The following is a 24,640-nucleotide window of genomic DNA, read 5'->3' on the forward strand; positions in this document are numbered from 1 at the left end:
AACATCGATTGCGGTCCTGCTTGTGCAGAGGACATCGGGGAGCCCGTCCCCACCACGACTTTCAAGAGGAACGATGTCGAGCGACGAAACGCCGAACGTCCCCTCCCCTCGCAGCTCCCGTGAGGCGGTTCGGGAAAAGGCCCAGCAGGTGCACGCCAAGCAGTCCAGGGCGCGGATCATGCGACGGATCATCGTCGGTGCCGTCGCCGTCGTCGCGGTGGGCGCCATCGGCACTGCGGTGGCGATGGCGGTGAACTCATCGGTATCGGAGCCGACCATGAGTCCGAGCGGTATGGACTCCGACGGCATCGTCGTGAACTCGGCGCCGAACGTCGGTGCCGAGGACGTGCCTGAGACGCCGGCTCCGGAGGAGACGACGTCCGGCGCGACCGAGACGCCTGATCCGACACCGCAGCCGACGGCATCGGCTGCGGCCGTCGATGTGCACATCTATGTCGACTACCTCTCGCCCGGTGCCGGAGAGTTCGAGCGAGCGAATGCGCGCCAGCTGGCGGGCTGGATCAACGAGGATGCCGTCACCGTGACATATCACCCGGTGTCGATGCTCACTGCCAGCTCCAACGGCACGAAGTACTCGCTGCGTGCGGCTGCGGCGGCGGCGTGCGTGTCCACGTATTCTCCGGCGCAGTTCTACTCGTTCAACAACGAACTGCTCGTCGACCAGCCCGAGGTCGACACCAACGGCCGGTCCAACGTCGAACTCGCCGACCTCGCCCAGGCGGTCGGCGTCGATGACCCCAAGGTCGTTCGCAAGTGCATCGAGAAGGAAGACTTCGTCTCTTGGGCGAAGGAGGCCACCTCGCGTGCCCTCGAAGGCCCACTCGTCGGCTCCGACGATCTCGTGCTCACGAGCGCTCCGATGATCGTCGTGAACGGCGAGGCCTACGTCGGCTCCCTGAAGGATCCTGCCGAGTTCGCGCAGTTCGTGCTGACAGTGGCCAGCGAGACCGACGAGACCCAGGCGCCGACGCACACTCCGGCCCCGACAGAGACACCCGCGGAGTAGCCCGGTTCGGAGACGTGCTCCACTCTCGCTAAACTGGACCCGTTCGCCGACTTAGCTCAGCTGGTAGAGCACCTGTCTTGTAAACAGGATGTCACGGGTTCGAATCCCGTAGTCGGCTCCATTCTTCGTGGGTCGCAGCGTCATCGCGCGCTGTTCGGCTTACGCCCGCGCCGCGGCCGATCGTGCCAGGCTGCGATCGCCTCGGGTGTGAGGTCGTCGCGATCCCACAGGTATCCCGAGACATTGCCGATCGGATCGATGAATGCATCGCTGGCGGATGACGCATCACCCGCATCGCGGCGGCGCATCGTCTGGCGCAGTGACACGGGTGTGACTCCGAGCAGCTCTGCGACCTCATCGATCGTCGCGTAGCGGGCCGCGAACCGCGGTTCTGCCGTGCCGTCGCGCAGAGCGCGCGGCCGGGAGCCGTTCTGTTCAGATGACATGGAAACCCTCCGTGTATGAACGCTCACGATAGCTCACGGCTGCAACGTCGCAGATAGCATGACCGCATGGATGAGCCCGTCAACCGCCTCGAGCTCGCGGGCACGCACAACTTCCGCGAGGTCGCTCCTGGCGTGCTGACACCCGGCATGCTGTACCGCTCCGACGCACTGCACCGGCTCACCCGCGAGGGACGCGGCACGTTGCACGAGCTCGGCATCCGGCAGGTCATCGACCTTCGTTCGGCATTCGACCGGCGCATCGGCGGGCGCGACCGGCTCCGTGGGACGGGCGCGACCCGGCTATCCGTGCCGATCGATGGCGCTCCGCGCGCGTTCGATCCGCGCACCCTCACCCTGCAGGAGATCTACGAGACCGTGCTCCGCCGTCATCAGAGCGATCTCGGGCGCGTCGTCCGCGCAGTCGCGTCGACCGACGGCCCTGTCCTCGTGCACTGCACCGCCGGCAAGGATCGCACCGGCCTCGTCGTGGCGCTCATCCTCACCGCGCTCGACATCGATCGCGACATCATCCTCGCCGACTACTCGGCCACTGCGGCGAACCTCTCGGGAGAGTGGACAGAGCGGATGCTGCGCAAGATCCGGCGCTTCCGCGTACCGATGACGGACAACCTGATGGAGGTGCTGACGAGATCGCCGGCCGCGGTCTTGAGCGGTACGTTCGACTGGCTCGACCGCGAACACGGCGGTGCCTTGGCCTACCTGCAGCAGGCCGGCGTCGACGGCGCTGTGCGCGACCAGCTGCGAGAGGCACTGCTTCCCCGCACCGGTTGACGCGAAGCGGCGTCAGGCGATCTCTTCGCCGACCTTTCGCCGATTCACGAGCAGCGGCGCGGCCAGTCCGTGCAGCAGAATGCTGCCGACGACGGTGGCGACCATGATCGTCAGCACGGCCACGCCCTCGTCCTCGGGGAGCGCGTTGTACGCCAGCAGCCCGAACACGATCGACGCCGTGCCGCGCGGGCCGAGCGCGCCGATCAGAAGCCGGTCGCGCCTGCCCACCGAGCTGCCCATGAGCGACAGGTACACCGGGACGACGCGCAGCAGAGTCAGCGCGAGCACGGCGAACAGCAGCATCCACCAGTCGATCCCCGACGTGATCACCAGGAGCGTGGCTCCGCCGAGTACGAACCACACGAAGTTCGCGGCCAGAGCCCCCACTTCCTCCACCAGGAGCAGCTCGCTGCGGTCGATCCCTTCGGATCGATGACCTCTCGTACGTGTCAACCGGTATCCGATCCCGGCCACGAAAGCGGCGACGAAGCCATTCGCGTTGAAGATCGGGATGCTCGCCACCCCGTAGGCGATGAGCGGGAGGATCAGCATGACGTAGCGGGCGCCGAGTGCGTCTGCGATGAGCCGTGCACGCGCGATGCGCACGAGGTATCCGATTCCGGTACCCAGCACGATGCCGATCACGACGGCGATCACGGTCGACGGAACGGCGTTGATGAATGCGTCCATGAACTGGATCGCCGGGCCCTCGAGCGCGTCGTCGGTGATATCGGACTCCGGGGTGCGCACAATGGTCGACCAGATGACGGCCAGCGCCAGCGACATGCCGAAGACGGGGGAGATCAGTCCGTCGTTGTAGCCGCTCTCCACGTTCAGGAACTGACGCAACCGCGCGGGGAGTCGTCGATTGCGAAGCAGAGATGCGGCCGGCGCGAAATCGATCGGCAGGATCACGCACGCCACGACGAGAAGCACGAGCAGACCGGTGTCAGGGATGAGCAGCATGCCTGTCGCGACCGTCAACACGATCGACAACGGCAGCGCGATGAGCACGAGGCGAGCGATCACCCTTCCTTCGCGACCGAAGATGCCGCCCTTGACCTCGGTGGCATCGGCGAAGAGCAGGATCGCGAGGATCACCTCGACGATCTTCTCGGAGATCGGAGAATCGATCGCGGTGCCGAAGGAGTCGACGTCCCAGATGACCGTCACGGCTCCGAGCAGCACCAGGCCGATCGGCCCGGCGACGCCCCAGCGCTCGAAGCGGTGCGAGATCAGAGACCAGAGCAGGATCGCGGCGAGCCCGATCAGGACGAGATGCGGCATGGCCGACGCCTAGGGTCGTGCCGAGACGGTGATGCGCTCAGCCAGTTCGCCCGAGGCGAGGATCGCCTCGTCGATCAGTTCTCGGCTCGGCGTGCCTGTCAGCCACTCCTGACTCATTCCAGGCGGGATGAGCACAGGCATCCGGTCGTGGAACTCCTTGAGATGATCGGCGGCCGGCGCCATCACGATGGAGTAGCACGTGATCCACTCCCCGTCCGGGGTGCGTCCGCGCTGGGTCACGGCGGCCATGCCGAACAGTGCTTGGTTGTCGAGGGCGAACTCGTGCCAGAGCCTGGCCGGCTTCTGCATCTCGAACCACCCGGTCGTCGGCACGATCGCGCGGGTCCTCAGCCCACCCGGACGCTCTTGAAGACGCTCGGAGCGGGTGTTGATCGAGGGGAACTTCGCCGGCTCGCCGTCCACGAGGTAGCCCCACCACGCCGGCTCCAGCGCGGCGGCGTCGCCACCCGGAACGACCAGCGGATTCAGATTGCGCAGGTTCTTGCCCGTGGGGCGCAGGGTCTCGCCCGCGTTCTGCTCAGCCCAGTCGCGCAGCCCCTCGATGACATCGGCATCCGCCTCGGCAAGCAGCTCGGCATCAGTGAATCGGGGATCCAGTCCGTAGCTCGCACACATGTGAGCAAGAGTAGCGCCGACCGGCGACCTCGAGCAGGGGTGAACGCTCGGGTAGTGTGCTCGAGTGACCGCGACCCGAAGTCTTCCCGCGCCCCTCGCACTGGGTGGAGCCGTCGCGATCGGCGCGATGACTGCGATCCAGGCGCGGATCAACGGGGTGCTCGGCGTTCGCATCGATGACGGTATCGTCGCCGGGCTCGTCTCCTTCGGCACCGGGCTCATCGTCCTCATCGTGGTCACGCTCGCGCTCCCATCGGCGCGTACCGGCGCCGTACGCCTCTGGCGCGGCATCCGCACACGCACCATCCCGAACTGGATGCTGCTGGGCGGCGCCTGCGGGGCGCTCACCGTCTCGACGCAGGGCGTCACGGCAGGCGTCCTCGGCGTCTCCCTGTTCACCGTCGGCGTCGTCGCAGGGCAGACGGTGCATGGGCTGGTCCTCGATCGGATCGGCTTCGGACCCGCCGGAGTCGTCGCGGTGACTCCGGGGCGCGTCCTCGGCGGTGCGTTCGCGCTCGCTGCTGTGGGCGTCTCGCTCAGCGGCGACGTGATCTCGCGGACGCCGCTCTGGCTTCTCCTGCTGCCGTTCGCCGCTGGTGTCGGCATCGCATGGCAGGCGGCCACGAACGGGCGCCTCGCCCAGCGCGTCGGCTCGCCCATGTCGGCGACCCTGATGAGCTTCGTCGCGGGTACAGCCGTGCTCATCGTCGCGGCTTCGGTCAGTGTGGGGGTGCGAGGGATGCCGAATGCGCTCCCCGTAGAACCGTGGCTGTACCTCGGCGGACTGCTGGGCTTCGCCTACATCCTGCTCGGTGCCGCGATCGTCGCGCACACCGGGGTGCTGCTGCTCGGCCTCGGCTCCGTGCTCGGGCAGCTGACGGCCTCGGTGGCCATCGATCTGCTCTGGCCCCCGGCATCCGGCCCCGCGCACTGGCAGCTCGCCCTGATGGTCGCCGTCGCCGTGGCCTCCGTCGTGGTGGCGCTGCCCTGGCGGCGTCGCCGGCGCTGACTACTTCGCCGGCTTCTTCTTCGTCTTCGCGGGCATCCGGGTCAGCATCGCACGGGCGTCGACGCTCTTGCGGCGCCCCGCTTTCTTGCCTGCGGGCTTGCCGCCGACGTAGAGCCACCCGAGGAGCGCTTCGTCCTTGTGTAGCCCATGCGCCTTGGCGACCGCCTTCGAGCGCGTGTACTCGCCGGTACGCCAGAAGACGCCCCACCCGGCGTCGTCGAGCAGCAGGCTCATGGTGTGCGCGACGCCCGAGGCGACGGCCTCCTGCTCCCAGCGCGGCACCTTGCTGCTCGTGCGGAAACTCGCCACGACCGCGATCAGCAGGGGAGCGCGCAACGGCTTGGACGAGGGCTTCTTGTCGCCCTCGGCTTCGGCGATCGCCTTGCCGAGCACCACGCGATCGTCGCCGCGCAGTTCGATCAGGCGCCACGGACGCAGTGACGAATGGTCGGCGACGCGCCCTGCGGCGGCGACCAGCGTCAGCAGCTCTTCACGGGTCGGAGCGTCGTCTGTGACCTTCGACCAGGAATGCCGCGCCCTGACGGCGTCGAGCGCGCTCACGCCTCGGCGTCGCCGGGGGTGAAGTTCAGCGCCAGGGAGTTCATGCAGTAGCGGTCACCGGTCGGGGTGCCGAACCCGTCGGGGAAGACATGCCCGAGGTGCGAACCGCAGTTCGCGCACCGCACCTCTGTGCGCTGCATGCCGAGGGTGTTGTCCTCGATCAGCTGCACGGCGTCAGGGCGGATCGACTCGTAGAAGCTCGGCCAACCGCATCCGGAATCGAACTTGGTGCCGCTCTTGAACAGCTCGACGCCGCACGCGCCGCATGTGTAGAGGCCGGCACGCTTCTCGTCGAGCAGTTCGCCCGTCCACGCGCGCTCTGTGGCCGCCTGTCGCAACACCGAGTACTGCTCATCGCCGAGCTCTGCGCGCCACTCGTCTTCTGTCTTCTTCACGCTGTAGTCCATCGTGCCTCCTGAGTCCCTTCCATTCTGCCCCTCCTGCGCACCCGTGGCGTCGCAGTTACGCAATGCCCGGCATCAGAATGGGGAGATGACGGATGCTGTGCGCGAACGCTACGGGCGCTTCGCCAGGGACGAGGCGCCAGGGCGCTCGCCGCTGTATGAGGAGTGGGCGCTCGGGGTCGAGCGCGATGCAGCCGCGCAGGAGGTTCTCGCCCGCATTCCGGCGACGCACCGGCAGCCGCCGCTCGTCTTCGCGGTGACCAGGATGCTGGGCGCCCCTCTCGCTGGTTTCGATCGGTGGCGCACCTTCCTGCTCGCGCACGCCGACGAGATCGTCGCCGAGTGCGCGGCCCGCCGCGTGCAGACCAACGAGCCGCTGCGGCTCGCTCCGCTCCTGCCGGTGCTCTCCGAGATCGACGGTCCGATCGCGCTGCTCGAGATCGGGGCATCCGCGGGTCTCTGCCTCTTTCCCGACCGGTATTCGTACCGCTTCGTCGACTCGAGCGGCGCGCTGCGCGCGGCGCTCGACCCGGACGACGGGGCGTCGCCGGTCTCGCTGGTCAGCGAGGTCCGCGGTGAGATGCCACCGGTCCGGATGCCGCAGATCATCTGGCGCGCGGGCATCGATCTCGATCCGCTCGACGCGCGGGATCCGCGTGATCGGGCGTGGCTGCGGGGCCTCGTATGGCCGGGGGAGACGGGGCGTGAGGACCGCATCACTGCGGCTCTCGACATCGCCGCCGCCGAACCTCCTGTGCTCGTGCGCGGCGATGCCGGCGCGAACATCGAGTCCGTCGCCGCATCCGCACCTCGAGATGCGACGCTCGTGATCACGACGCCAGGTGTGCTCGCCCACATCCCGTGGGCAGAGCGACAGGCGCTCATCGCCAAGGTGCAGGCGCTGCCCGCCCGCTGGATCACGATCGACGCTCCGTCGCTGCACGACGCATGGCATCCGTCGGTCGATGCCGACACCTGGCCGGATTTCGTCGTCGCGCTCGATGGCGGCGTGCGTGCGGCTGCGGATCCATTGGGGCGCTGGTGGGAGTGGCGCACCGATACAGGCGATCTTCGCGCTTAGCCTGGACGCATGCTCGGAGACCTCACTGATCGCGACCGCGCGATCCTCGCGCTCGAGGCGCGCTGGCCGCGGCACGGCGGGTCCAAGGAAGAGGCGATCCGCAGTTCGCTCGGCATGAGTCCGGCGCGCTACTACCAGCTGCTCGGCCGACTCATCGACACCGAGCAGGCACTTGAGCACGATCCCCTGCTGGTTCGTCGCCTGCGCCGTCTGCGTGAGAACAGGACCGACCAGCGGGTGGCGAGGATGCGCGGATTCGCCGGCTGAGGTGTCGGCGCCACCGGCTGTGAGTGGATTCTCGGCAGTGGGCAGATAGCATCGACGGGTGTCCAAATCCGTCAGAGATCGATTCGATGATGTCGCCCATGCCTCGGGACGTGTAGGAGCGCATCGCGCCGAAGCCCCGGGGATGAACGGCTGGGTCGTGCTGCTGTGGTCGTTCGTCGCAGCCCTCGTCCTCATCGTCGTGGGCATCTTCGTCGCCCTCGTGCTGATGGGTCGCATCAACCTGTTCCCCGCAGCGGAGCCGACGATCGCTCCGACGCCTGAGGTCACCGGTGTCGTTGACCCGACCTACTCGGTGCTGGTGCTCAACGCATCCGGACAGGACGATCTCGACGCCCAGATGCGCGACACGATCGTCAACGCCGGCGGGGCCGCCGACATGGTGAGCAACGCTCCCGCCGGCTCGCAGGACTTCGCCGACACCGCCGTCTACTACGTCTCCGAGGCGGATGAACTCGCCGCGATCGGTCTCGCTGATGTCATCGGCGGTGCGAAGGTCGTGCAGGACGATTTCTACGCCGACCCGAACGATCCCGAGCAGAAGCAGCTCGTGGTCGTCATCGGCACCGATCGTTCGACCGTCGCGCCGGAGTCCGAAGAGACTCCAGCCGGATAGACGTCGCCCGCGGCTTGCACTCGATGGGGTCGAGTGCCAGAATGGGCGTTAGCACTCGCATACCCTGAGTGCTAATCAGAACGTCTACGTCCAGGAGGGACGACAAAACTCATGGCAAAGATCATCGCTTTCGATGAGGAGGCCCGACGCGGCCTCGAGCGTGGCTTGAACATCCTCGCCGACGCTGTCAAGGTGACCCTCGGCCCGCGCGGTCGCAACGTCGTGCTCGAGAAGAAGTGGGGCGCTCCCACGATCACGAACGACGGTGTGTCGATCGCCAAGGAGATCGAGCTGGACGACCCGTACGAGAAGATCGGCGCGGAGCTCGTCAAGGAGGTCGCCAAGAAGACCGACGACGTCGCAGGTGACGGAACCACCACCGCAACCGTCCTCGCTCAGGCGCTCGTCCGCGAAGGCCTGCGCAACGTCGCAGCCGGCGCCGACCCGATCTCGCTCAAGCGCGGCATCGAGAAGGCCGTCGCGGCCATCACCGAGGAGCTGCTCGCCAGCGCCAAGGAGATCGACTCCAAGGAGCAGATCGCAGCCACGGCATCCATCTCCGCCGCTGACCCCGAGATCGGCGAGCTCATCGCCGAGGCTATCGACAAGGTCGGCAAGGAAGGCGTCGTCACCGTCGAGGAGTCGCAGACCTTCGGCACCGAGCTCGAGCTCACCGAGGGCATGCGCTTCGACAAGGGCTACCTGAACCCGTACTTCGTGACGGATGCAGACCGCCAGGAGGCCGTGTTCGAGGAACCCTACATCCTCATCGCGAACTCGAAGATCTCGAACATCAAGGATCTTCTCCCGGTTGTCGACAAGGTGATCCAGGATGGCAAGGAACTCGTCATCATCGCCGAGGACGTCGAGGGCGAAGCCCTTGCGACTCTCGTGCTGAACAAGATCCGCGGCATCTTCAAGTCGGCCGCCGTCAAGGCTCCCGGCTTCGGCGACCGTCGCAAGGCTCAGCTGCAGGACATCGCGATCCTCACCGGTGGTCAGGTCATCACCGAAGAGGTCGGTCTCAAGCTCGAGAACACGACGCTCGACCTTCTGGGCCGTGCGCGCAAGGTCATCATCACCAAGGATGAGACCACCATCGTCGAGGGTGCTGGCGAGACCGAGCAGATCGAGGGTCGCGTGACCCAGATCCGCCGCGAGATCGAGAACACCGACAGCGATTACGACCGTGAGAAGCTCCAGGAGCGTCTCGCCAAGCTCGCCGGCGGCGTTGCCGTCATCAAGGCCGGAGCTGCAACCGAGGTCGAGCTCAAGGAGCGCAAGCACCGCATCGAGGACGCCGTTCGCAACGCGAAGGCAGCCGTCGAAGAGGGCATCGTCCCCGGTGGTGGCGTCGCGCTCATCCAGGCCGGCACGAAGGCGCTCGACGCACTCACGCTGTCGGGCGACGAGGCGACCGGTGCGAACATCGTTCGCGTCGCGATCTCGGCGCCGCTCAAGCAGATCGCGCTCAACGCCGGTCTCGAGCCGGGTGTCGTCGCTCACAAGGTCTCCGAACTGCCCAGCGGTCACGGCCTCAACGCCGCTACCGGTGAGTACGTGGAGATGTTCGCAGCAGGCATCATCGACCCGGCCAAGGTCACGCGCTCGGCTCTGCAGAACGCAGCCTCGATCGCCGGCCTCTTCCTCACCACTGAGGTCGTCGTCGCCGACAAGCCCGAGAAGGCCGTCGCTCCGGCAGGCGACCCGACGGGTGGCATGGACTTCTAAGTCCTGACCGACAGAAACGCCCCGGCCTCGGCCGGGGCGTTTCTGCGTTCCAGGGGGGATGGAACAGGCTCGGGGTCAGCGGAACAGGCTGGCCGAGTACTGATCGGCGTCCGAGTACTGCGTGGCGGCGGAGCCGAGCGCGCCGCTGATCGACTCCAGCACCTGCTCGACGTGCAGTTGCGCGGCACTCCACTGATCACTGCACCCCTGGAATGCGACGGATGCGGTGCCGGTCCAGGACGACTGCAGCTGGGTCAGCTGCGCCTTCAGGGCGAGTGATTCGCTGCGCAGCCGTTCCATTGTTGCTCGGGCCGCACCTGTGGCGGCGAAGACCGCTTCGGTGTCGACGGTGTATACGGACATGGGAACTCCTCTCATCGGAGCTCTGACGATACGAGGGCTGCGCCGTCGATGAACACCGAGAACACAGCATCGGTGGACGCTCTTCCCGATCTCCCGTCTGTGCAGAGGGAGTCAGAGGCTGTCGAGGTCGAGACGCTCCAGCGGCTGGGTGTCCTCCAGCAGATGCTCCGGCGTCGCGTGCGCAGGTGCCAGCGGGAGAGTCACCGTGAATGTCGCTCCGCCGCCGGGTGTCTCGTCGACGCGCACGCTGCCGTGCAGCGCGGACACTATCGAGGCGACGATCGCGAGTCCGAGACCCGAGCCTCCGGTCTCGCGTGCCCGCGAGGTGTCGGCACGCCAGAAACGCTCGAAGATCTGCTCGCGGATCTGAGGCGGGATGCCCTCACCGTGGTCGACGATCGCGATGCTGCCGGTTCCCGCGACGCGATCGGAGTCGACGACGACCTCGATCGGGCTGTCCTCGCTGGAGAACCGTCGGGCGTTTCCGAGCAGGTTCGCCACGATCTGGCGTACCTTGTTCTCCTCGCCGAGAACGATCGGCGGCGTGCGCACCGGGGCATCCTGTGCTTCCGTGAAGTCGATCTCCGGACTTTCGGGTTGGGTGTTGCGCGGCCGGCGACGCAGCCGCGCGAGGGCTCCCGTGCGATTGCGACCCGTGACCGTGGTCGTCGTCGTCGTCGTGGTGGTCGTCGGATTCAGCAGCCGCGGTGCGATGTCGATGGCGTCCGCTGTCCTGTCCACGACCATGATGGTCCGACCGGGAGCTGCAGCACGCACATCGAGGGCGGCGTCTCTGGCGACGGGCCGCAGGTCGATCGGAGCGATCTCGGGCTCGCGCTCCTCATCCAGGCGGGCGAGAGCGAGCAGATCCTCGACGAGCACGCCCATCCGGATCGCCTCCTTCTCGATGCGCTCCATGGCTCTCGCGGTGTCCTCCTCGCCACGGATGGCGCCCATCCGGTACAGTTCCGCGTAGCCGCGTACGCTCACCAGCGGTGTGCGCAGTTCGTGGCTCGCATCTCCGATGAATCGGCGCATGTGCTGAACGGTGCGGTCGCGCTGGGCGATCGACTGATCGATGCGCTCGAGCATCGTGTTGATCGCATAGTTGAGGCGACCGACCTCGGTCGTGGGTTCCAGGTCGGTGAGGCGCTGGCTGAAGTCGCCGGAGGCGATCAGCATCGCGGTCGACTCGACCTGACCGAGCCGGCGGAATGTCAGGGTGACCAGACCGCGGATCAGTAGGGCAGCGATGAGAATCGTCACCAGGGCGACGGTCGTGTACACGCCGAAGTACGTGGCGATGATGCGGTCCGCCTCCTCCAGCGGGAGTGCGACGTACTGCACGTACAACGTGCCGGCGGGGCCGTCGCTGACCACGACCGACCCGTGGAACGCGCCGCCATCCTCCCCCTGCAGCGGGATCGCGGTCTCTTCCTCCTGGGCATGAGCCTGAGCGATCGTCATCGTCTCCGGAAAGACCGGTCGCTCCGAGTCGGCGGTTCCGCCGGCATCCGCGAGCCGTGTGCCGTCAGCGGCATAGATCGCGAAGAAGTAGTCCGATGACCGCGGAGCGTTCTCGGCGGGGGACAGCTCGAGAGCTCCGTCGACCAGGCTCATGTCGAACCAGCGACTGGCCAGGTCGCTGGTGACCAGGGAGGGCAGCTGCGCGTCGATGTTCCTGATCAGGGAGTCTCGCAGCAGCGGCACAGTGCCGATACCGGCGACGACGAGCCCCAGCGCGAGCACGGCGACTGTGACGCCGGTGACCTTCGCGCGAAGGCTGATCCGCCGCCACCACCCGGTGACCGCGTCAGGCTGCTGCCCCATGCGGCTCCCTTTCGAGCGCTACTTCCCCACCTTCAGCATGTAGCCGAAGCCGCGCTTGGTCTGGATCACCGATTCCTCGGTGTGCGGATCGATCTTGCGGCGGAGGTAGGAGATGTAGCTCTCGACGATGCCGGCGTCGCCGTTGAAGTCGTACTCCCACACATGGTCGAGGATCTGCGCCTTCGAGAGCACGCGGTTGGGATTGAGCATGAGGTAGCGCAGGAGCTTGAACTCCGTCGGGCTGAGCTCGATGGGCTCCTTGCCGACGAACACATCGTGCGTGTCCTGATCCATCGACAGCTCGCCGGCGCGGATGATCGACTCCTCATCCGCCTGCATGGTGCGGCGGAGGATGGCCTGGGCCCTGGCGACGATTTCGTCGAGCGCGAACGGCTTGGTGACGTAGTCGTCGCCACCGGCGTTGAGGCCCTCGATCTTGTCCTGAGTGTCGTCCTTCGCGGTGAGGAACAGGATCGGCGCGGTGAACCCTGCGCCACGAAGGCGCTTGGTCACGCTGAACCCGTTCATGTCGGGCAGCATCACATCGAGGATGATGAGGTCGGGCTCCTCCTCGAGAACTGCGGAGATCGTGGCGGCGCCGTTGGCGACCGTCTTCACCTGAAATCCGGCGAAGCTGAGACCTGTGGAGAGCAGGTCGCGGATGTTCGGCTCGTCATCGACGACCAGGATGCGCGCGTCAGTCATGTCCCCATTATGGTGACTAAGCCGATGCAGTGGCTGATCATTTGACGGAGCGCCGCTCAGACGCCCTCGCATTCACGCCGCAGTGAGCGCGTCCGCATCGAGGATCGTGTAACTGTAGCCCTGCTCCGCGAGGAAGCGCTGGCGGTTCTGCGCGTAGTCCTGGTCGACCGTGTCGCGGGCGATGAGCGTGTAGAAACTGGCGGTGTGGCCCGATTCCTTCGGACGCAGCAGCCGGCCGAGGCGCTGTGCCTCTTCCTGACGGGAGCCGAACGAACCGGACACCTGGATCGCGACGGATGCCTCCGGCAGATCGATCGAGAAGTTGGCGACCTTCGAGACCACGAGCAGCTCGATCTCGCCCTCGCGGAACTGCTGATACAGCTCTTCGCGCTCGTCCACCGGTGTGGCACCGGTGATCTGAGGGGCGTTCAGCGCCTCTGAAAGGGTCTCGAGCTGATCGAGGTACTGGCCGATCACGAGGATGCGCTCACCCGGGTGCTTCGCGATCAGCTCGCGGACGGCGTCGATCTTCGCAGGTGCGGATGCTGCGAGACGATACCGCTCGTCATCCGTCGCCGCCGCGTACTCGAGCCGGTCGTACGCGGGCAGGTCGACGCGCACCTCGTAGCAGGCGGCAGGGGAGATGTAGCCCTGCGCTTCGATCTGCTTCCACGGCGCGTCGAAGCGCTTGGGACCGATCAGGCTGAACACGTCGCCCTCACGGCCGTCTTCGCGGACGAGCGTCGCCGTGAGACCGATGCGGCGGCGCGCCTGCAGATCCGCGGTCAGCTTGAAGACCGGAGCGGGCAGCAGGTGCACCTCGTCGTAGATGATGAGTCCCCAGTCCAGAGCATCCAGGAGTGCGAGGTGCGCGTACTCGCCCTTCCGCTTCGCGGTGAGGATCTGGTAGGTCGCGATCGTGACCGGCTTGACCTCCTTGACCTGACCGGAGTACTCGCCGATCTCCTCGGGGGTGAGGCTCGTGCGCTTGAGCAGTTCGTCGCGCCACTGCCGGGCCGAGACCGTGTTGGTGACGAGGATGAGGGTCGTCGTCTTCGTCGCTGCCATGGCACCGGCGCCGACGATCGTCTTGCCCGCACCGCACGGCAGCACCACCACGCCGGAGCCGTCCTTCGAGAACGCGTCCACGGCATCCTGCTGGTATGGACGCACGTGCCAGCCGTCTTCGGCGAGCTCGATGTCGTGCGGTGTCCCCGGCGTGTATCCGGCGAGGTCTTCGGCCGGCCAGCCGATCTTCAGCAGCTCCTGCTTGATCTGACCGCGCGCCCACGCATCGACCGCGTAGCGGTCAGGGGCCGGGTGTCCGATCAGCAGCGGCTGGATGCGCTTGTTGTTCGCCACCTGGGCGAGCACCGCGGGGTCGCTCGAACTGAGGATCAGCACGCCATCCTCGTCGCGCTCGATCACCAGGCGGCCGTAGCGGTTCACAGTCTCACGAAGATCGACCGACACAGACGGCGGCACGGGGAACCGCGACCAGCGCTCGAGGGTGTCCAGCATGTCCTCGGCCGTGTGCCCTGCCGCACGTGCATTCCACAGACCCAGGCGGGTGATCCGGTACGTGTGGATGTGCTCTGGGGCGCGCTCCAGCTCGGCGAAGATCGCCAGTTCGTGGCGGGCGCTCTCGGCGTCCGCGTGCGCGACTTCGAGCAGGACGGTGCGGTCGCTCTGGACGATCAGTGGGCCATCAGACATAGCTGACCAGTCTACCGTCCTCGGGTGTCACGGGCTCGCCGTCGTGGGCGGGGGGAGCGAAGGGTCGAACACCCGGGCGGAGCGGATGCTCCTGACCGGAAGCGTGCGCTCCACATCCGCTGCACGATCGCGGCCGCGCAGGCGACCGCCACCCAGGCCGCTCGCCTCCAGCAGCAGCTCGCGCGTCGATCCGTCCGGCATGCCCACCTCGACCAGCAGCACCGCCTTGGCGCGCACGGCGGCTTCGAGCTCGCGGTCGAGCCATGCCGCATCGGCGTCAGGACCCTGGTGAGCGCGCAGACGTGCGATGAGAGCGTCGTAGGACACGGCGCTCGCCTCCTCGGCCGCGGGCGCAGGATTGCGATCCACGACCTCCGGCTGCCCGTCGGCGCCGACGATCGTGGCGGGGTAGCGCGCATCCGTCAGCGCCCAGTACACGGTGTCGCGGCCGACCCGTGAGGTGAGTCCGGTGGCATCGCGCGACAGTCCCAGAGGGCGAAGGGACTGATCGACACCCATCGCGTCGAGCAGAGTGGCATCCGTGCTGCTGACCCGAGTGCGTCCGGAATCCGCCTCGGCGAACACGCGTACGAGGCCGTGGCGCTGCGCCGTCTGCGTGACGAGGTATTCCAACGGCTGGGGGATCCCCGTCAGTGAGAGCTGTGCGAGGAAGTCGAGGATGGATGCCGCAGTCTCCCCTGATGCGAGCGCGTGCGAGACGGACTCGGCGGTGAACCGGTACGACGAGGCCTGGGCAGCGGACTCACGGACGGCGATTGCGCGCAGACGAACGTCGAGAGCCGGCGAAAGCGGTCCGGGAGCGATCGCCGAGAGGTCGTTCTGCAGGAAGAGCCGATCCACCTCTGCCGGAAGCAGCCGCTGCAGAGTCGCGACCTCGGGCGCATGTCCTTCGCGGATCGGCACCGCCCATGCCGGCTCGCTGTCGCCCTCGGCGATCAGGCCGAGGATCCGCGCGCGGTCTCGGAGGGCTGCGCAGCGCTCCGGCCACGACGGATCCCACGGATGCTGGTGCTCCCACAACGGCACCGAGAGCCATCCGCCCGACGCCGTGCGCAGGCCGCGGGGGAGTGCGCGGCGGAAGGCGTCGGCGAGCCGCGTCCATCTCTCGGACGCGGTCAGTCGCAGCCAGGTGTCGCCGAGGGAAGTGGTGCGGAGTTGCCGATGCGCGGTGGTTACGAGCGCCGCATCGTCTGCAAGTGCGATGAGTGCGTCCATGATGTCGACGGGGAGGCCCGCATCCGCCAGCCGCCGCTTCTCGCCGGCAGCCAGATTCCCGCTGGTCAGAAGCGCCAGCGGCGTCTCCCTCGCCATCATGAGCAGGTCGGCGAGTGCCGCGACACTCGTGAAGGCGCGCTCTGCGGCGTGCGCCTCGGCGATCTCAGAGGCTGGCGCCGTGGCCGCGGCGCTGACGCTGGGTGGAACCGGGCGGTTCATAACGGCGTCGACGACGGGAGGCGAGGGGATGCCGTCGGGGCGAAGCAGCGCGAGTGCGATCAGCGACGACGATTCGCCCGTCGATCCGCCGGCCGGGCCACCGGTACCGCCGGCTGCATGGTCCACTGCGCGGCGCAGGGCAGTCGCCTCCGACAGGGTCAGGCGGGGCAGCATCCGCTCGATGGATGCCGGGTCGAGGAGCGCTTCCGCCGCATCGAAGAAGTCGGACCAGGATGGATCCGTGCGCACGCCATTCGCCTCGAAGAGGGCGGCCAGCTGCGAGTCGCTCGCAGCAGCCAGCCATACAGCGAGCGGGCGGGCATGCGTGCTCATCGTCAGGAGCGCTTGGCTGCGCGTCCCTTCCTCACGAAGCTCATCACCAGCAGCGCGATGATCATCGCGAATGCGAGCGGCAGACCGTACGGCGGGATCGCGACGATGAACGGCCAGATCCCGTCCGAGAAGGACTTCTGCGTCATGCCGGATGCGCTGCCGATGATGATCGCGAAGAAACAGATCACCGAGAGTGCGGCGAGCGTCAAGGCCGTGAAGGCGAGGATACGATCCAGGCGGCGGACGGGAAGGTCCGGTCCGGAATTCTGCGTGCTCATCCGTCTCAGCTTAGTCCCTTGAACACCGGTAGGCTGGTGGTGGGCGCGAATGCGCGCGCCTTCACACCGGCACCATCACACAGCGAGGTTCTCCATGCCCACCGGCAAGGTCAGGTTCTACGACGACGAGAAGGGCTTCGGCTTCATCGCCAGCGATGATGGCCAGGACGTCTTCCTGCACGCCTCCGCCCTGCCCGCAGGCGCGACAGTCAAGCAAGGTGCCCGCGTGGAGTTCGGCGTCGCCGACGGCAAGCGCGGACTCCAGGCGCTCTCGGTGCGGGTCCTCGAGGCTCCCGTCAGCCTCACGAAGGCGAAGCGCAAGCCCGCAGACGACATGGCGATCATCGTCGAAGACCTCGTGAAGCTGCTCGACAGCATCGGAGGGGACCTCCGCCGCGGACGCTATCCGTCCTCCGGTCATGGACGCAAGGTCGCAGCGATGCTGCGCAAGGTCGCCGAGGACCTCGATGCCTGATGCCGACGCACGCCTGATCGGCGCGCACGATCTCGCGCTCGCGGCGCTGCACGAGATCACACCCGCCTCGACGGTCGGCCCAGCAGCGGGCTACCTCGTCGAGGACGACGGTTCGGTGTCGTTGCGGTTCGAGAACCGGCTGCCTGGATACCCGGGGTGGTACTGGACTGTCACCGTCGCCCGCGTCGAGGATGCCGAGCCGACCGTACTCGAGGTCGAGCTGATGCCGACCGACGGCGCGCTTCTCGCGCCGGAGTGGGTGCCGTGGGCCGAACGTCTCGCGGACTACCGCGCGCACCAGGTCGAACTCGCCGAGCAGGCCGCGGCTCTCGCGGCGGAGGCGGGCGAGGCGGCGGATGCCGCAGCATCCGGTTCGGACGACGACGGTGATGACGATTTCGATGCTGACGTCGACGACGACCTGGACGACGATGATGACGACGATGATGACGACGACGACGACGAGGACGGCGACCCGTCAGAGCCGCGCACGCTGCACGCCGGCGACCTCGACGGCGTCGACATCGACGAGCTCGACGACTCGGCTGACGACTCCGACGGCGACTCCGACGGCGACTCCGACGAAGAGGAATAGTCGCCCTTCGCGCGACACGCTTCGACAGTCGCTACACCGATCGATGTAGCGACTGTTGAAAGGTGTATCGCGCGCCGGCCTCAGGCGCCGGTGTTCTCCAGCACGTAGTCGATCGAGCGGATGAGCTGGCGCACATCGTCTGGCTCGATCGACACGAACGTCGCGACGCGCAGCTGATTGCGGCCGAGCTTGCGGTAGGGCTCCGTGTCGACGATGCCGTTGGCGCGCAGGGTCTTCGCGATGCCCGCCGCGTCGATGCCCTCGGCGAAGTCGATCGTGACGACCACGGGGGAGCGGTGCGCCGGGTCGGTGACGAACGGCGTCGCGACTTCGGATGCCTCGGCCCAGTTGTAGAGCGCCTGCGACGACTCGGCGGTGCGGGCGCCGGCCCAGGCCAGGCCGCCGCTCTCGTTGATCCACTTCAGCTGGCTGTCGAGCAGGTGCAGCGTCGCCAGCGCCGGAGTGTTCAGGGTCTGGTTCAGACGTGAGTTGTCGACGGCGTTCTTCAGGCTCAGGAACTCGGGGATGTACCGATCGGATGCCGCGATCCGCTCGATCCGTTCGATGGCGGCCGGCGATACCGCGGCGAACCACAGACCGCCGTCGGAGCCGAGGTTCTTCTGCGGTGCGAAGTAGTAGACGTCGGCCTGGCTCACATCGATGTCGATGCCACCGGCTGCGCTGGTCGCGTCGATGACGGTGAGTGCGCCGTCGGCTACGACGCGCTCGATGGGCGCTGCGACGCCGGTCGATGTCTCGTTGTGCGGCCACGCGTAGATGTCGATGCCCTCGGCCGCCTCGGCGGCCACGAGCGAGCCAGGCTCGGCCGTGCGCACGTCAGGAGCATCGAGCCACGGCGCGCCTGCGGCCTTGGCGAACTTGCCGCCGAACTCACCGAAGGTGAGGTTCTGGCTACGACGCTCGATGAGGCCGAAGGCGGCGGCATCCCAGAATGCGGTCGACCCGCCGTTGCCGAGCACGATCTCGTAGCCGTCCGGAAGGCGGAACAGACTCGCGAACTGCTCGCGGACGCTGCCGACGAGGTTCTTCACGGGCGCCTGGCGATGCGAGGTGCCGAGGATGCTCGCCCCGGCAGTGACCAGCGCTTCGAGCTGCGCTGCGCGCACCTTCGAGGGACCGCAGCCGAAGCGGCCGTCTACGGGCAGGAGGTCACGGGGAATCTCGATCGCCATGCGTCGATTCTAGGGCCGCGGGGCGCAGCGATTCCCCCGTGTGACACGTACCCGCACCCAGTGGAGAATGTAGGCTTGCCTAAGAAGACCCGGAGGGCCTAATGACGGACTTGATCGACACCACGGAGATGTACCTCCGCACCATCCTCGAACTCGAGGAGGAGAACATCGTGCCGCTGCGCGCGCGCATCTCCGAACGACTCGGTCACTCCGGGCCCACTGTCTCTCAGACGGTCGGTCGGATGGAGCGCGACGGTCTCGTCGTCGTCTCGGAAGATCGCACGCTGGAGCTCACCGACGCGGGGCGACGCAAGGCTGTCAATGTGATGCGCAAGCACCGTCTGGCCGAGCGTCTGCTCTCGGACGTGATCGGTCTGGACTGGGCGTTCGTGCACGAAGAGGCCTGTCGCTGGGAACATGTGATGAGCGAGCAGGTGGAGCGGCGCCTCGTCGAACTGCTCGGGCATCCGACGGAGTCGCCGTACGGAAACCCCATCCCCGGACTCGATCAGCTGGGCGACATTCCAGCGCGCACGTTCGACGAGGGAGTGATCGGCCTCGTGAAGAAGCTCGATGCGGCGAACGAGCCGATCGAGGGCACGGTGCGTCGGCTGGCAGAACCCGCCCAGGTCGATCCCGAGTTGCTCGAGCAGCTGCGCGACGCCGGCGTCGTGCCGGGAGCGCACGGCAATTACCGCTTCAACGAGGGATATGTGCTGATCCAGATGGACGGCGTCGAGGAGGGGCTCGAGCTGCCCGTCGAACTCGCGTCGCACATCTTCCTGGTGGGCGCGCCAACCTGATCTTCGGCCGCGCTGCACCGCTCGAGCGACGCGTTCGGGAGATTGCCAGCGTCTCAGGGTGACAGAATCGTTATCTTCCGGTAACCTCGGTCAGGTCGTCAGTGAAGAAGCCCGCTGGCGGCATTCCCGCGAAGATCGCCTCACCGGCTCGTCCTCTCCGCGGACAATCCGCACAGAATGCCACCCGACAAGTGGCACGAGTAGCAGAGTGCAGACGAGCCAGCGCACCCGAAGCGTCGAGGCACTGGAGGATTCCCTTTTGGCCGCAGATATCGAACCGACCGCGAACACATCTGAAAAGTCTCTGAAGCGAAGCAGCAGTGCAGCGCCCCGCGACGTCGCGCGAAAGATGATCAAGCCCATGCGGTCGATCGCCATCTTCGGCGCCGTCGGCGCGCTCGTCGCGGCTGTCGCACTGCCCGCGTACGCCGCCTCGTCGACGCCGGTCGACGCCGCCGCCACGCTGCAGCAGGTAGCGGCAGGTGACGCCCAGTCCCTTGTCGTGGCCTCCGAAGCCACCGCCTCTCCGCTTGTTCGTTCGACGTACAGCGCGACCACGCAGGAAGAGATCGATAAGAAGAAGGCTGAAGAAGCAGCCGCGGCTGCTGCTGCCGCCGCTGCTGCAGCCGCCGCGAATGCGACTGCTTCGTCGTCCGGCGGCGGCATCGACATCGGCAGCTATGCACTCGTCTCCCCTGGCTCCGGTGAAGTGCGCTACCCGCTCCCGCGAGGTTCCTATACCGAGGCGCGTACTACCGTCGGGCCCGACAGCGGCGGACACCAGGGTGCGGACATGCTGGCCCCGGCGGGCACGCCCATCTACGCGGTGGCGGCCGGAGTGGTCAGGGTGTCGTCGGAGAGCTACTACGGCTACGGCGTCGGCATCACGATCGACCACGTCATCGGTGGGCAGAGCGTATCGACCACCTACGGGCACATGACCTACGGGTCCCGCCAGGTCTCGGCAGGGCAGACGGTGGTAGCAGGACAACTCATCGGAGCCGTCGGCAGCACCGGAAATTCCACGGCCAATCACCTCCACTTGGAGGTCAACGTCAACGGCAGTGTCCTCGAGCCCTACTCCTGGCTCGCTGCGAACGCCGGCTGACCATCACCGACCGGATCTGCGAGGCGACACACGTCTGAGTGTTCACTCGGCGTTTCGTCATCCGTCGGCGCGATGGGCTAATCTGATCCCGTCGTCGCACGGACGGGAGAAGCCGATGGAACGTATACCGAGCATCCGCACCATGGATGCGCTCGGTCGTTACGTTCTTCGGCATCGCCCGCAGGGATGCACCGATGTCGTCGTGTGCGAAAGGCGCTGTCTCTGAGACGGCGCCTTTTTTCGTCCATGCGTAGATTCTGCTGTCTGTGTGACGTCGTGTGATTCGAGAGTGCCGGGAAGCCGTCCCGGCGGATCGAGAGGATGACGATGCGCACACTTGTTCTGAACGCCGGGTACGAGCCGCTCGCGGTGGTGTCCTTCAAGCGAGCCCTGGTGCTCGTGATGAATCAGAAGGCCACCGTGATCGAACGGGTGCAAGACGATCCCGTCTGGGGTGCACGCGGAGCGTACGACCGTCCGGCCGTCATCATCCTCCGCAGATACGTCCGGCTGCCGATGAGCAGACGTGTGCCTGTCACGCGGCGTGGAGTGCTGCGCCGCGACAACCACCGCTGCGGGTACTGCGGCAAGTCCGCATCCACGATCGATCATGTGCTGCCACGCTCGCGCGGGGGAGCGGACTCGTGGGAGAACCTGGTCGCCTGCTGCCTTCGCTGCAACAACGTCAAGAGCGACCGCACACCGCAGGAGATGCGGTGGGATCTGCGCTTCACCCCGCGCCCGCCGCACGGCACGGCGTGGACGGTGCGCGGAACGGAGCGCAGCGACCCCTGCTGGGAGCCGTATCTCGCGCTGGCGGCGTGACATCGTCCGGCCCTCAGGACGGATAGACTGAACCAGCCAGCCTCTGTAGCTCAATGGAAGAGCAGTTGCGTCCTAAGCAAACGGTTGGGGGTTCGAGTCCCTCCAGGGGCACCAGTTGCCGCTGTGAACGTGGCCGATGTCAGTCGGTCTCGTTCTCCACCTCGGTCTGGGGCCGACCTACGATGCCGATGCCGACCGCTTCATGGCTCGGTTCCGGATCCGTCCTGTCCGGTGCCTTCGGCTCTTCCCCCGGCTCCTTCTCAGTACTCGGTTCCTTCAGATCCTGGGTCGACGGCTCTTCTGCGTTCTCATGCGGGTCGGACTCGTCCACCGGTGCCGGTTCGACCTTCTCCGGGCCCAGGCCCTGGTCTTCGATGCCACTCATCCGCCGTCCATCCTCTCGATCGATCTGGATCTGTCAGAGTAGGGTCCCGCGGCACAGCGCACGACCCGGTTGACCGGAGCACCCGCGCGCGTTATACGCAATACGATGAGCGGGTGCAGACTCTCGACATCCTCGGCGTGGTCGGCGAGGCGATGTCGTGGATCGGTCTCGGAGTCGGCATCCCGCTGCTCATCGTCGCCGGCATGGTCGCGCTCGCCGAAGGGCGCTGGGAACGCGTCGACATCGCCGTCATCGAGCGCGACGGCGTTCCTTTCGCGCGCTGGTTCGCTCGCGGTGATTTCCACGAGCGACCATTGCGCGGATCCGAGTCGACCGCCGACGACTGGCACAGCGGCTATGTGAGCACCAGGAACCCTGAGAACGCACGGATCCATCCTCCGATGGCCAAGCGCGTGCTGCTCACGCTCGGCATCATCTTCGCCGTCGTCGGTGTGATCGGCTCGGTCGTGTCCTTCCTGCCGGCCTTCGTCTGAAGCAGCCGGCCGGGCAGCGTCAGTCCTCGCCGCGACCCAGCTTCGACGGCCACCAGATCCGTCGGCCGATGTCGTAGCTCAGCGCCGGCACGAGAAGCGAGCGCACGATGAACGTGTCGAGCAGCACACCGAAGGCGACGATGAAGGCCAGCTGTACGAGGAACAGGATGGGGATCACCGAGAGCGCCGCGAATGTCGCCGCGAGCACGAGACCCGCCGATGTGATCACGCCGCCTGTGATCGCGAGCCCTCGGAGCACGCCCTGCCTGGTTCCGTGAGCGATCGACTCCTCGCGCACCCGGGTCATGAGGAAGATGTTGTAGTCGATGCCGAGGGCGACCAGGAACACGAAGCCGTACAGCGGCACCGCAGGGTCGGCTCCTGAGAAGTGGAAGATCCCGTTGAAGACGAGTGCGGAGACACCCATCGCCGTTCCGAACGAGAGCACCGTGGTGAGGATCAGCAGCACCGGCGCCAGGATCGAGCGCAGCAGGAGCATCAGGATCAGCATGATCACGACGAGGATCACCGGGATGATCAGGTTGCGGTCGCGGATCGATGCGTCGTTCGTGTCGATAGCGGTCGCCGTGACGCCGCCGACGAGGGCGTCGTAGTCGGCGAGCTGGGTGCGGATGTCACGGACAGTGGATGCTGCGCCATCGGAGTCCGCGGCATCCGTCAGCGTGGCCTGCAGCATGATGTCGCCGTCGACGACCGTGGGATCCGGCGCAGGAGTGCCTGGAGGGCCCACTGCAGTGATCCCGTCGGCGGTCACGTTCGCGGTGCCGCTGGGGGAGTCCGACGCGGTGACGGCGACAGTATCCACACCGTCGTGCCCGAGCAGCACGTCGGCGACGTCCTGCAGCGAACCCTCGTTCACCACGACGTATGCGGGGCTACCGGATCCACCGGGGAAATGCTCGCCGAGCGCGACCTGGCCGTCGCGCGCCTCTGACGAGCCGATCACGAGGTCGGACTGCGGAACGCCTACGGCGTCGAGCTGTGTGACGCCGATCGCACCAGCCAGGAGTACGAGTGTCGTCGCGATCCAGATCAGCCGGGGGCGCCGCTTGATGAGCGATGCCAGCTTCGCCCAGAGGCCCTTCTTCGGCATACCGTTCTCGGCCGCCACGACCTCCGGCTCGAAGGCGGGGCGGCGCGGCCAGAACACCGCACGGCCGAACAGGAGCAGCATCGACGGGAGCAGCGTGAGCGCCGAGAGCATCGCGAAGAAGATGCCGATCGCCGCGACCGGCCCGAGCGTGCTGTTGGATTTCAGATCGCTCAGCAGCAGGCAGAGGAGTCCTGCGATCACGGTTCCGCCTGAGGCGAGGATCGGCTCGAACGAGCCCTTCCATGCGGCCAGGACTGCGGCGCCCTTGTCGTGGCTGATGCGCAGCTCCTCCCGGAACCGCGCGACGAACAGCAGTGCGTAGTCGGTGGCCGCGCCGATCACGAGGATGAACAGGATGCCCTGCGTCTGCCCGCTCAGCAGCAGTATCCCGGCCTTCGCCAGCCACCACACGGCCAGCAGTGCGACGCACAGCGCGAACAGGCTCGTCGACAGCACCACGATCGGCAGCAGCAGCGAGCGGTACACGAGGATCAGGATCACGAACACGGCGAGGAGGGCGACGCCGAGCAGCAGGCCGTCGATGCCGGAGAACCCCGCCACCAGGTCGGCGCTGAATCCTGCGGGCCCGGTGATGTAGACCTTCACGCCATCCGGTGCATCAGCCTGCAACTGTGCGCCGAGCGCCTTCGCGGCGTCGGCGAGCTCGGCATCGCTCTGGATGGGGATGAAGGCCTGAGCGGCCATGCCGTCATCCGATGCGATCGCAGGGGAGACCTCATCGCTGATGCCTTCCAGCGACGGTGCATCGGCCACGGCATCCGTTATCGTCTCGAGTTCGGCGTCGGTGAGCTCATCCTCGCCGACGAAGACCGCGATCGCGGGGATCGCATCCCCGTCGTTGAACTCGCCGAGCAGAGCCTGCACCTTCGTGGCGTCCGCGGAGGAGGGGAGGTAGCTGGTCTGATCGTTCGAGGACACCTCGTCGACCTTGCCGAACAGCGGTCCGCCGAGTCCGGCGCCGACCAGCCACGCGAGGATCAGCACTACGGGGATGAGCACGCGCGCCCATGAGCGGCGGCGGATGCGCACGCGCTCGGGTGAAGTACTGTCGTCAGTCATCTCATCCTCAATA

The 24,640-nt window shown here is 67.0% G+C and carries 27 protein-coding genes and 2 tRNA genes; 15 read left to right on the forward strand and 14 right to left on the reverse strand.

Going from position 1 to position 24,640, the window contains the following annotated elements:
* Nucleotides 1-73 precede the first annotated feature (73 nt).
* Entirely contained in the window at nucleotides 74-1,027 is a 954-nt protein-coding gene (locus J1M43_RS05260; protein ID WP_033106653.1) for a thioredoxin domain-containing protein, read from the forward strand.
* Between the two features lie 45 nt (nucleotides 1,028-1,072).
* Nucleotides 1,073-1,148 (forward strand) — tRNA-Thr (locus J1M43_RS05265).
* 19 nt (nucleotides 1,149-1,167) lie between these two features.
* On the opposite strand, the gene J1M43_RS05270 is transcribed toward J1M43_RS05265, so the two are convergent.
* Nucleotides 1,168-1,473 (reverse strand): hypothetical protein, encoded by a 306-nt coding sequence (locus J1M43_RS05270; RefSeq protein ID WP_033106654.1) that lies wholly within the window; start codon nucleotides 1,471-1,473, stop codon nucleotides 1,168-1,170.
* 66 nt (nucleotides 1,474-1,539) lie between these two features.
* On the opposite strand from J1M43_RS05270, the gene J1M43_RS05275 reads away from it, so the two are divergent.
* On the forward strand, nucleotides 1,540-2,265 hold the full coding sequence (locus tag J1M43_RS05275) for a tyrosine-protein phosphatase (protein WP_206476148.1): 726 nt from the start codon (nucleotides 1,540-1,542) through the stop codon (nucleotides 2,263-2,265).
* A gap of 12 nt (nucleotides 2,266-2,277) precedes the next feature.
* Here the strand turns inward: J1M43_RS05275 and J1M43_RS05280 are convergent, their stop codons facing one another.
* Nucleotides 2,278-3,552 (reverse strand): cation:proton antiporter, encoded by a 1,275-nt coding sequence (locus tag J1M43_RS05280; protein WP_206476150.1) that lies wholly within the window; start codon nucleotides 3,550-3,552, stop codon nucleotides 2,278-2,280.
* A 9-nt stretch (nucleotides 3,553-3,561) separates the two neighbouring features.
* Nucleotides 3,562-4,188 carry an SOS response-associated peptidase family protein gene (locus tag J1M43_RS05285; RefSeq protein WP_206476152.1) on the reverse strand — a complete coding sequence of 209 codons (627 nt, stop codon included), beginning with the start codon at nucleotides 4,186-4,188 and terminating at the stop codon, nucleotides 3,562-3,564.
* A gap of 64 nt (nucleotides 4,189-4,252) precedes the next feature.
* Between J1M43_RS05285 and J1M43_RS05290 the strand changes: the two genes are divergently transcribed.
* Nucleotides 4,253-5,197 carry a DMT family transporter gene (locus J1M43_RS05290; protein WP_206476154.1) on the forward strand — a complete coding sequence of 315 codons (945 nt, stop codon included), beginning with the start codon at nucleotides 4,253-4,255 and terminating at the stop codon, nucleotides 5,195-5,197.
* Here the strand turns inward: J1M43_RS05290 and J1M43_RS05295 are convergent, their stop codons facing one another.
* Together J1M43_RS05295 and msrB are read right to left on the reverse strand one after the other, a co-directional pair.
* Nucleotides 5,198-5,758, reverse strand: a complete 561-nt coding sequence (locus J1M43_RS05295) for a nitroreductase family protein (RefSeq protein ID WP_033106658.1) — start codon at nucleotides 5,756-5,758, stop codon at nucleotides 5,198-5,200.
* Nucleotides 5,755-6,165, reverse strand: a complete 411-nt coding sequence (gene msrB, locus J1M43_RS05300; RefSeq protein ID WP_033106659.1) for a peptide-methionine (R)-S-oxide reductase MsrB — start codon at nucleotides 6,163-6,165, stop codon at nucleotides 5,755-5,757. The genes J1M43_RS05295 and msrB overlap by 4 nt, the downstream gene beginning before the upstream one ends.
* A gap of 85 nt (nucleotides 6,166-6,250) precedes the next feature.
* Between msrB and J1M43_RS05305 the strand changes: the two genes are divergently transcribed.
* The 4 genes from J1M43_RS05305 to groL all read left to right on the forward strand — a co-directional run bounded on the left by J1M43_RS05305 (nucleotide 6,251) and on the right by groL (nucleotide 9,875).
* Nucleotides 6,251-7,243: a DUF2332 domain-containing protein gene (locus tag J1M43_RS05305; protein WP_033106660.1), complete on the forward strand. Its 993-nt coding sequence runs from the start codon at nucleotides 6,251-6,253 to the stop codon at nucleotides 7,241-7,243.
* Nucleotides 7,244-7,252: 9 nt separating this feature from the next.
* Complete coding sequence (locus J1M43_RS05310; RefSeq protein ID WP_033106661.1) at nucleotides 7,253-7,510, forward strand: DUF3263 domain-containing protein; 258 nt, start codon at nucleotides 7,253-7,255, stop codon at nucleotides 7,508-7,510.
* A 58-nt stretch (nucleotides 7,511-7,568) separates the two neighbouring features.
* Nucleotides 7,569-8,144, forward strand: coding sequence for a LytR C-terminal domain-containing protein (locus J1M43_RS05315; RefSeq protein ID WP_307823265.1), 576 nt, complete (start codon nucleotides 7,569-7,571; stop codon nucleotides 8,142-8,144).
* 111 nt (nucleotides 8,145-8,255) lie between these two features.
* Nucleotides 8,256-9,875, forward strand: a complete 1,620-nt coding sequence (gene groL, locus J1M43_RS05320) for a chaperonin GroEL (RefSeq protein ID WP_033106663.1) — start codon at nucleotides 8,256-8,258, stop codon at nucleotides 9,873-9,875.
* A gap of 75 nt (nucleotides 9,876-9,950) precedes the next feature.
* Here groL and J1M43_RS05325 read toward each other — a convergent pair whose 3' ends face one another.
* The 6 genes from J1M43_RS05325 to J1M43_RS05350 form a co-directional block, all read right to left on the reverse strand.
* Nucleotides 9,951-10,238: a WXG100 family type VII secretion target gene (locus tag J1M43_RS05325; RefSeq protein ID WP_033106664.1), complete on the reverse strand. Its 288-nt coding sequence runs from the start codon at nucleotides 10,236-10,238 to the stop codon at nucleotides 9,951-9,953.
* Between the two features lie 111 nt (nucleotides 10,239-10,349).
* Nucleotides 10,350-12,068 carry a HAMP domain-containing sensor histidine kinase gene (locus J1M43_RS05330; protein ID WP_206476156.1) on the reverse strand — a complete coding sequence of 573 codons (1,719 nt, stop codon included), beginning with the start codon at nucleotides 12,066-12,068 and terminating at the stop codon, nucleotides 10,350-10,352.
* Nucleotides 12,069-12,086: 18 nt separating this feature from the next.
* Entirely contained in the window at nucleotides 12,087-12,773 is a 687-nt protein-coding gene (locus J1M43_RS05335; RefSeq protein WP_033106665.1) for a response regulator transcription factor, read from the reverse strand.
* Nucleotides 12,774-12,845: 72 nt separating this feature from the next.
* The gene (locus J1M43_RS05340; RefSeq protein ID WP_206476158.1) at nucleotides 12,846-14,489 is read right to left on the reverse strand and encodes a DNA repair helicase XPB; all 1,644 of its coding nucleotides are present in this window, start codon (nucleotides 14,487-14,489) and stop codon (nucleotides 12,846-12,848) included.
* Between the two features lie 27 nt (nucleotides 14,490-14,516).
* Nucleotides 14,517-16,277, reverse strand: a complete 1,761-nt coding sequence (locus J1M43_RS05345; RefSeq protein WP_206476160.1) for a helicase-associated domain-containing protein — start codon at nucleotides 16,275-16,277, stop codon at nucleotides 14,517-14,519.
* Between the two features lie 2 nt (nucleotides 16,278-16,279).
* Complete coding sequence (locus J1M43_RS05350; RefSeq protein WP_033106667.1) at nucleotides 16,280-16,555, reverse strand: hypothetical protein; 276 nt, start codon at nucleotides 16,553-16,555, stop codon at nucleotides 16,280-16,282.
* Nucleotides 16,556-16,649: 94 nt separating this feature from the next.
* On the opposite strand from J1M43_RS05350, the gene J1M43_RS05355 reads away from it, so the two are divergent.
* Both J1M43_RS05355 and J1M43_RS05360 read left to right on the forward strand, forming a co-directional pair.
* Nucleotides 16,650-17,030, forward strand: a complete 381-nt coding sequence (locus J1M43_RS05355; RefSeq protein ID WP_033106668.1) for a cold-shock protein — start codon at nucleotides 16,650-16,652, stop codon at nucleotides 17,028-17,030.
* Nucleotides 17,023-17,625, forward strand: a complete 603-nt coding sequence (locus tag J1M43_RS05360) for a DUF3027 domain-containing protein (RefSeq protein ID WP_241245192.1) — start codon at nucleotides 17,023-17,025, stop codon at nucleotides 17,623-17,625. Before J1M43_RS05355 ends, J1M43_RS05360 begins: the two co-directional genes overlap by 8 nt.
* An 80-nt stretch (nucleotides 17,626-17,705) precedes the next feature.
* Here J1M43_RS05360 and serC read toward each other — a convergent pair whose 3' ends face one another.
* Entirely contained in the window at nucleotides 17,706-18,818 is a 1,113-nt protein-coding gene (gene serC, locus J1M43_RS05365) for a phosphoserine transaminase (protein ID WP_033106670.1), read from the reverse strand.
* Between the two features lie 101 nt (nucleotides 18,819-18,919).
* On the opposite strand from serC, the gene J1M43_RS05370 reads away from it, so the two are divergent.
* The 4 genes from J1M43_RS05370 (at nucleotide 18,920) to J1M43_RS05385 (ending at nucleotide 21,668) form a co-directional block, all read left to right on the forward strand.
* Nucleotides 18,920-19,621 carry a metal-dependent transcriptional regulator gene (locus J1M43_RS05370; RefSeq protein ID WP_033106671.1) on the forward strand — a complete coding sequence of 234 codons (702 nt, stop codon included), beginning with the start codon at nucleotides 18,920-18,922 and terminating at the stop codon, nucleotides 19,619-19,621.
* Nucleotides 19,622-19,982: 361 nt separating this feature from the next.
* Entirely contained in the window at nucleotides 19,983-20,729 is a 747-nt protein-coding gene (locus J1M43_RS05375) for a M23 family metallopeptidase (protein ID WP_033106930.1), read from the forward strand.
* Nucleotides 20,730-21,056: 327 nt separating this feature from the next.
* Nucleotides 21,057-21,554 carry an HNH endonuclease gene (locus J1M43_RS05380; protein WP_206476164.1) on the forward strand — a complete coding sequence of 166 codons (498 nt, stop codon included), beginning with the start codon at nucleotides 21,057-21,059 and terminating at the stop codon, nucleotides 21,552-21,554.
* 39 nt (nucleotides 21,555-21,593) lie between these two features.
* Nucleotides 21,594-21,668: transfer RNA gene (locus J1M43_RS05385), tRNA-Arg, on the forward strand.
* Nucleotides 21,669-21,693: 25 nt separating this feature from the next.
* Here J1M43_RS05385 and J1M43_RS05390 read toward each other — a convergent pair.
* Nucleotides 21,694-21,939, reverse strand: a complete 246-nt coding sequence (locus J1M43_RS05390; RefSeq protein WP_052166982.1) for a hypothetical protein — start codon at nucleotides 21,937-21,939, stop codon at nucleotides 21,694-21,696.
* A gap of 113 nt (nucleotides 21,940-22,052) precedes the next feature.
* Between J1M43_RS05390 and J1M43_RS05395 the strand changes: the two genes are divergently transcribed.
* A complete protein-coding gene (locus tag J1M43_RS05395) occupies nucleotides 22,053-22,433 on the forward strand; it encodes a hypothetical protein (RefSeq protein ID WP_033106672.1) in 381 nt (126 codons plus the stop codon).
* 19 nt (nucleotides 22,434-22,452) lie between these two features.
* On the opposite strand, the gene J1M43_RS05400 is transcribed toward J1M43_RS05395, so the two are convergent.
* Nucleotides 22,453-24,627: an efflux RND transporter permease subunit gene (locus tag J1M43_RS05400; protein ID WP_033106673.1), complete on the reverse strand. Its 2,175-nt coding sequence runs from the start codon at nucleotides 24,625-24,627 to the stop codon at nucleotides 22,453-22,455.
* Between the last annotated feature and the right edge of the window lie 13 nt (nucleotides 24,628-24,640).

Source organism: Microbacterium sp. KRD172 (assembly GCF_017168295.1).
Lineage (GTDB): Bacteria > Actinomycetota > Actinomycetes > Actinomycetales > Microbacteriaceae > Microbacterium > Microbacterium profundi.

Bases quoted from the DNA above. Each gene is read 5' to 3' on its own strand.
- J1M43_RS05260 (WP_033106653.1), top strand. From the start codon at position 74: ATGTCGAGCGACGAAACGCCGAACGTCCCCTCCCCTCGCAGCTCCCGT.
- J1M43_RS05270 (WP_033106654.1), bottom strand. From the start codon at position 1,473: ATGTCATCTGAACAGAACGGCTCCCGGCCGCGCGCTCTGCGCGACGGC.
- J1M43_RS05275 (WP_206476148.1), top strand. From the start codon at position 1,540: ATGGATGAGCCCGTCAACCGCCTCGAGCTCGCGGGCACGCACAACTTC.
- J1M43_RS05280 (WP_206476150.1), bottom strand. From the start codon at position 3,552: ATGCCGCATCTCGTCCTGATCGGGCTCGCCGCGATCCTGCTCTGGTCT.
- J1M43_RS05285 (WP_206476152.1), bottom strand. From the start codon at position 4,188: ATGTGTGCGAGCTACGGACTGGATCCCCGATTCACTGATGCCGAGCTG.
- msrB (WP_033106659.1), bottom strand. From the start codon at position 6,165: ATGGACTACAGCGTGAAGAAGACAGAAGACGAGTGGCGCGCAGAGCTC.
- J1M43_RS05305 (WP_033106660.1), top strand. From the start codon at position 6,251: ATGACGGATGCTGTGCGCGAACGCTACGGGCGCTTCGCCAGGGACGAG.
- J1M43_RS05310 (WP_033106661.1), top strand. From the start codon at position 7,253: ATGCTCGGAGACCTCACTGATCGCGACCGCGCGATCCTCGCGCTCGAG.
- groL (WP_033106663.1), top strand. From the start codon at position 8,256: ATGGCAAAGATCATCGCTTTCGATGAGGAGGCCCGACGCGGCCTCGAG.
- J1M43_RS05325 (WP_033106664.1), bottom strand. From the start codon at position 10,238: ATGTCCGTATACACCGTCGACACCGAAGCGGTCTTCGCCGCCACAGGT.
- J1M43_RS05330 (WP_206476156.1), bottom strand. From the start codon at position 12,068: ATGGGGCAGCAGCCTGACGCGGTCACCGGGTGGTGGCGGCGGATCAGC.
- J1M43_RS05335 (WP_033106665.1), bottom strand. From the start codon at position 12,773: ATGACTGACGCGCGCATCCTGGTCGTCGATGACGAGCCGAACATCCGC.
- J1M43_RS05340 (WP_206476158.1), bottom strand. From the start codon at position 14,489: ATGTCTGATGGCCCACTGATCGTCCAGAGCGACCGCACCGTCCTGCTC.
- J1M43_RS05345 (WP_206476160.1), bottom strand. From the start codon at position 16,277: ATGAGCACGCATGCCCGCCCGCTCGCTGTATGGCTGGCTGCTGCGAGC.
- J1M43_RS05350 (WP_033106667.1), bottom strand. From the start codon at position 16,555: ATGAGCACGCAGAATTCCGGACCGGACCTTCCCGTCCGCCGCCTGGAT.
- J1M43_RS05355 (WP_033106668.1), top strand. From the start codon at position 16,650: ATGCCCACCGGCAAGGTCAGGTTCTACGACGACGAGAAGGGCTTCGGC.
- J1M43_RS05360 (WP_241245192.1), top strand. From the start codon at position 17,023: ATGCCTGATGCCGACGCACGCCTGATCGGCGCGCACGATCTCGCGCTC.
- serC (WP_033106670.1), bottom strand. From the start codon at position 18,818: ATGGCGATCGAGATTCCCCGTGACCTCCTGCCCGTAGACGGCCGCTTC.
- J1M43_RS05370 (WP_033106671.1), top strand. From the start codon at position 18,920: ATGACGGACTTGATCGACACCACGGAGATGTACCTCCGCACCATCCTC.
- J1M43_RS05375 (WP_033106930.1), top strand. From the start codon at position 19,983: ATGCGGTCGATCGCCATCTTCGGCGCCGTCGGCGCGCTCGTCGCGGCT.
- J1M43_RS05380 (WP_206476164.1), top strand. From the start codon at position 21,057: ATGCGCACACTTGTTCTGAACGCCGGGTACGAGCCGCTCGCGGTGGTG.
- J1M43_RS05390 (WP_052166982.1), bottom strand. From the start codon at position 21,939: ATGAGTGGCATCGAAGACCAGGGCCTGGGCCCGGAGAAGGTCGAACCG.
- J1M43_RS05400 (WP_033106673.1), bottom strand. From the start codon at position 24,627: ATGACTGACGACAGTACTTCACCCGAGCGCGTGCGCATCCGCCGCCGC.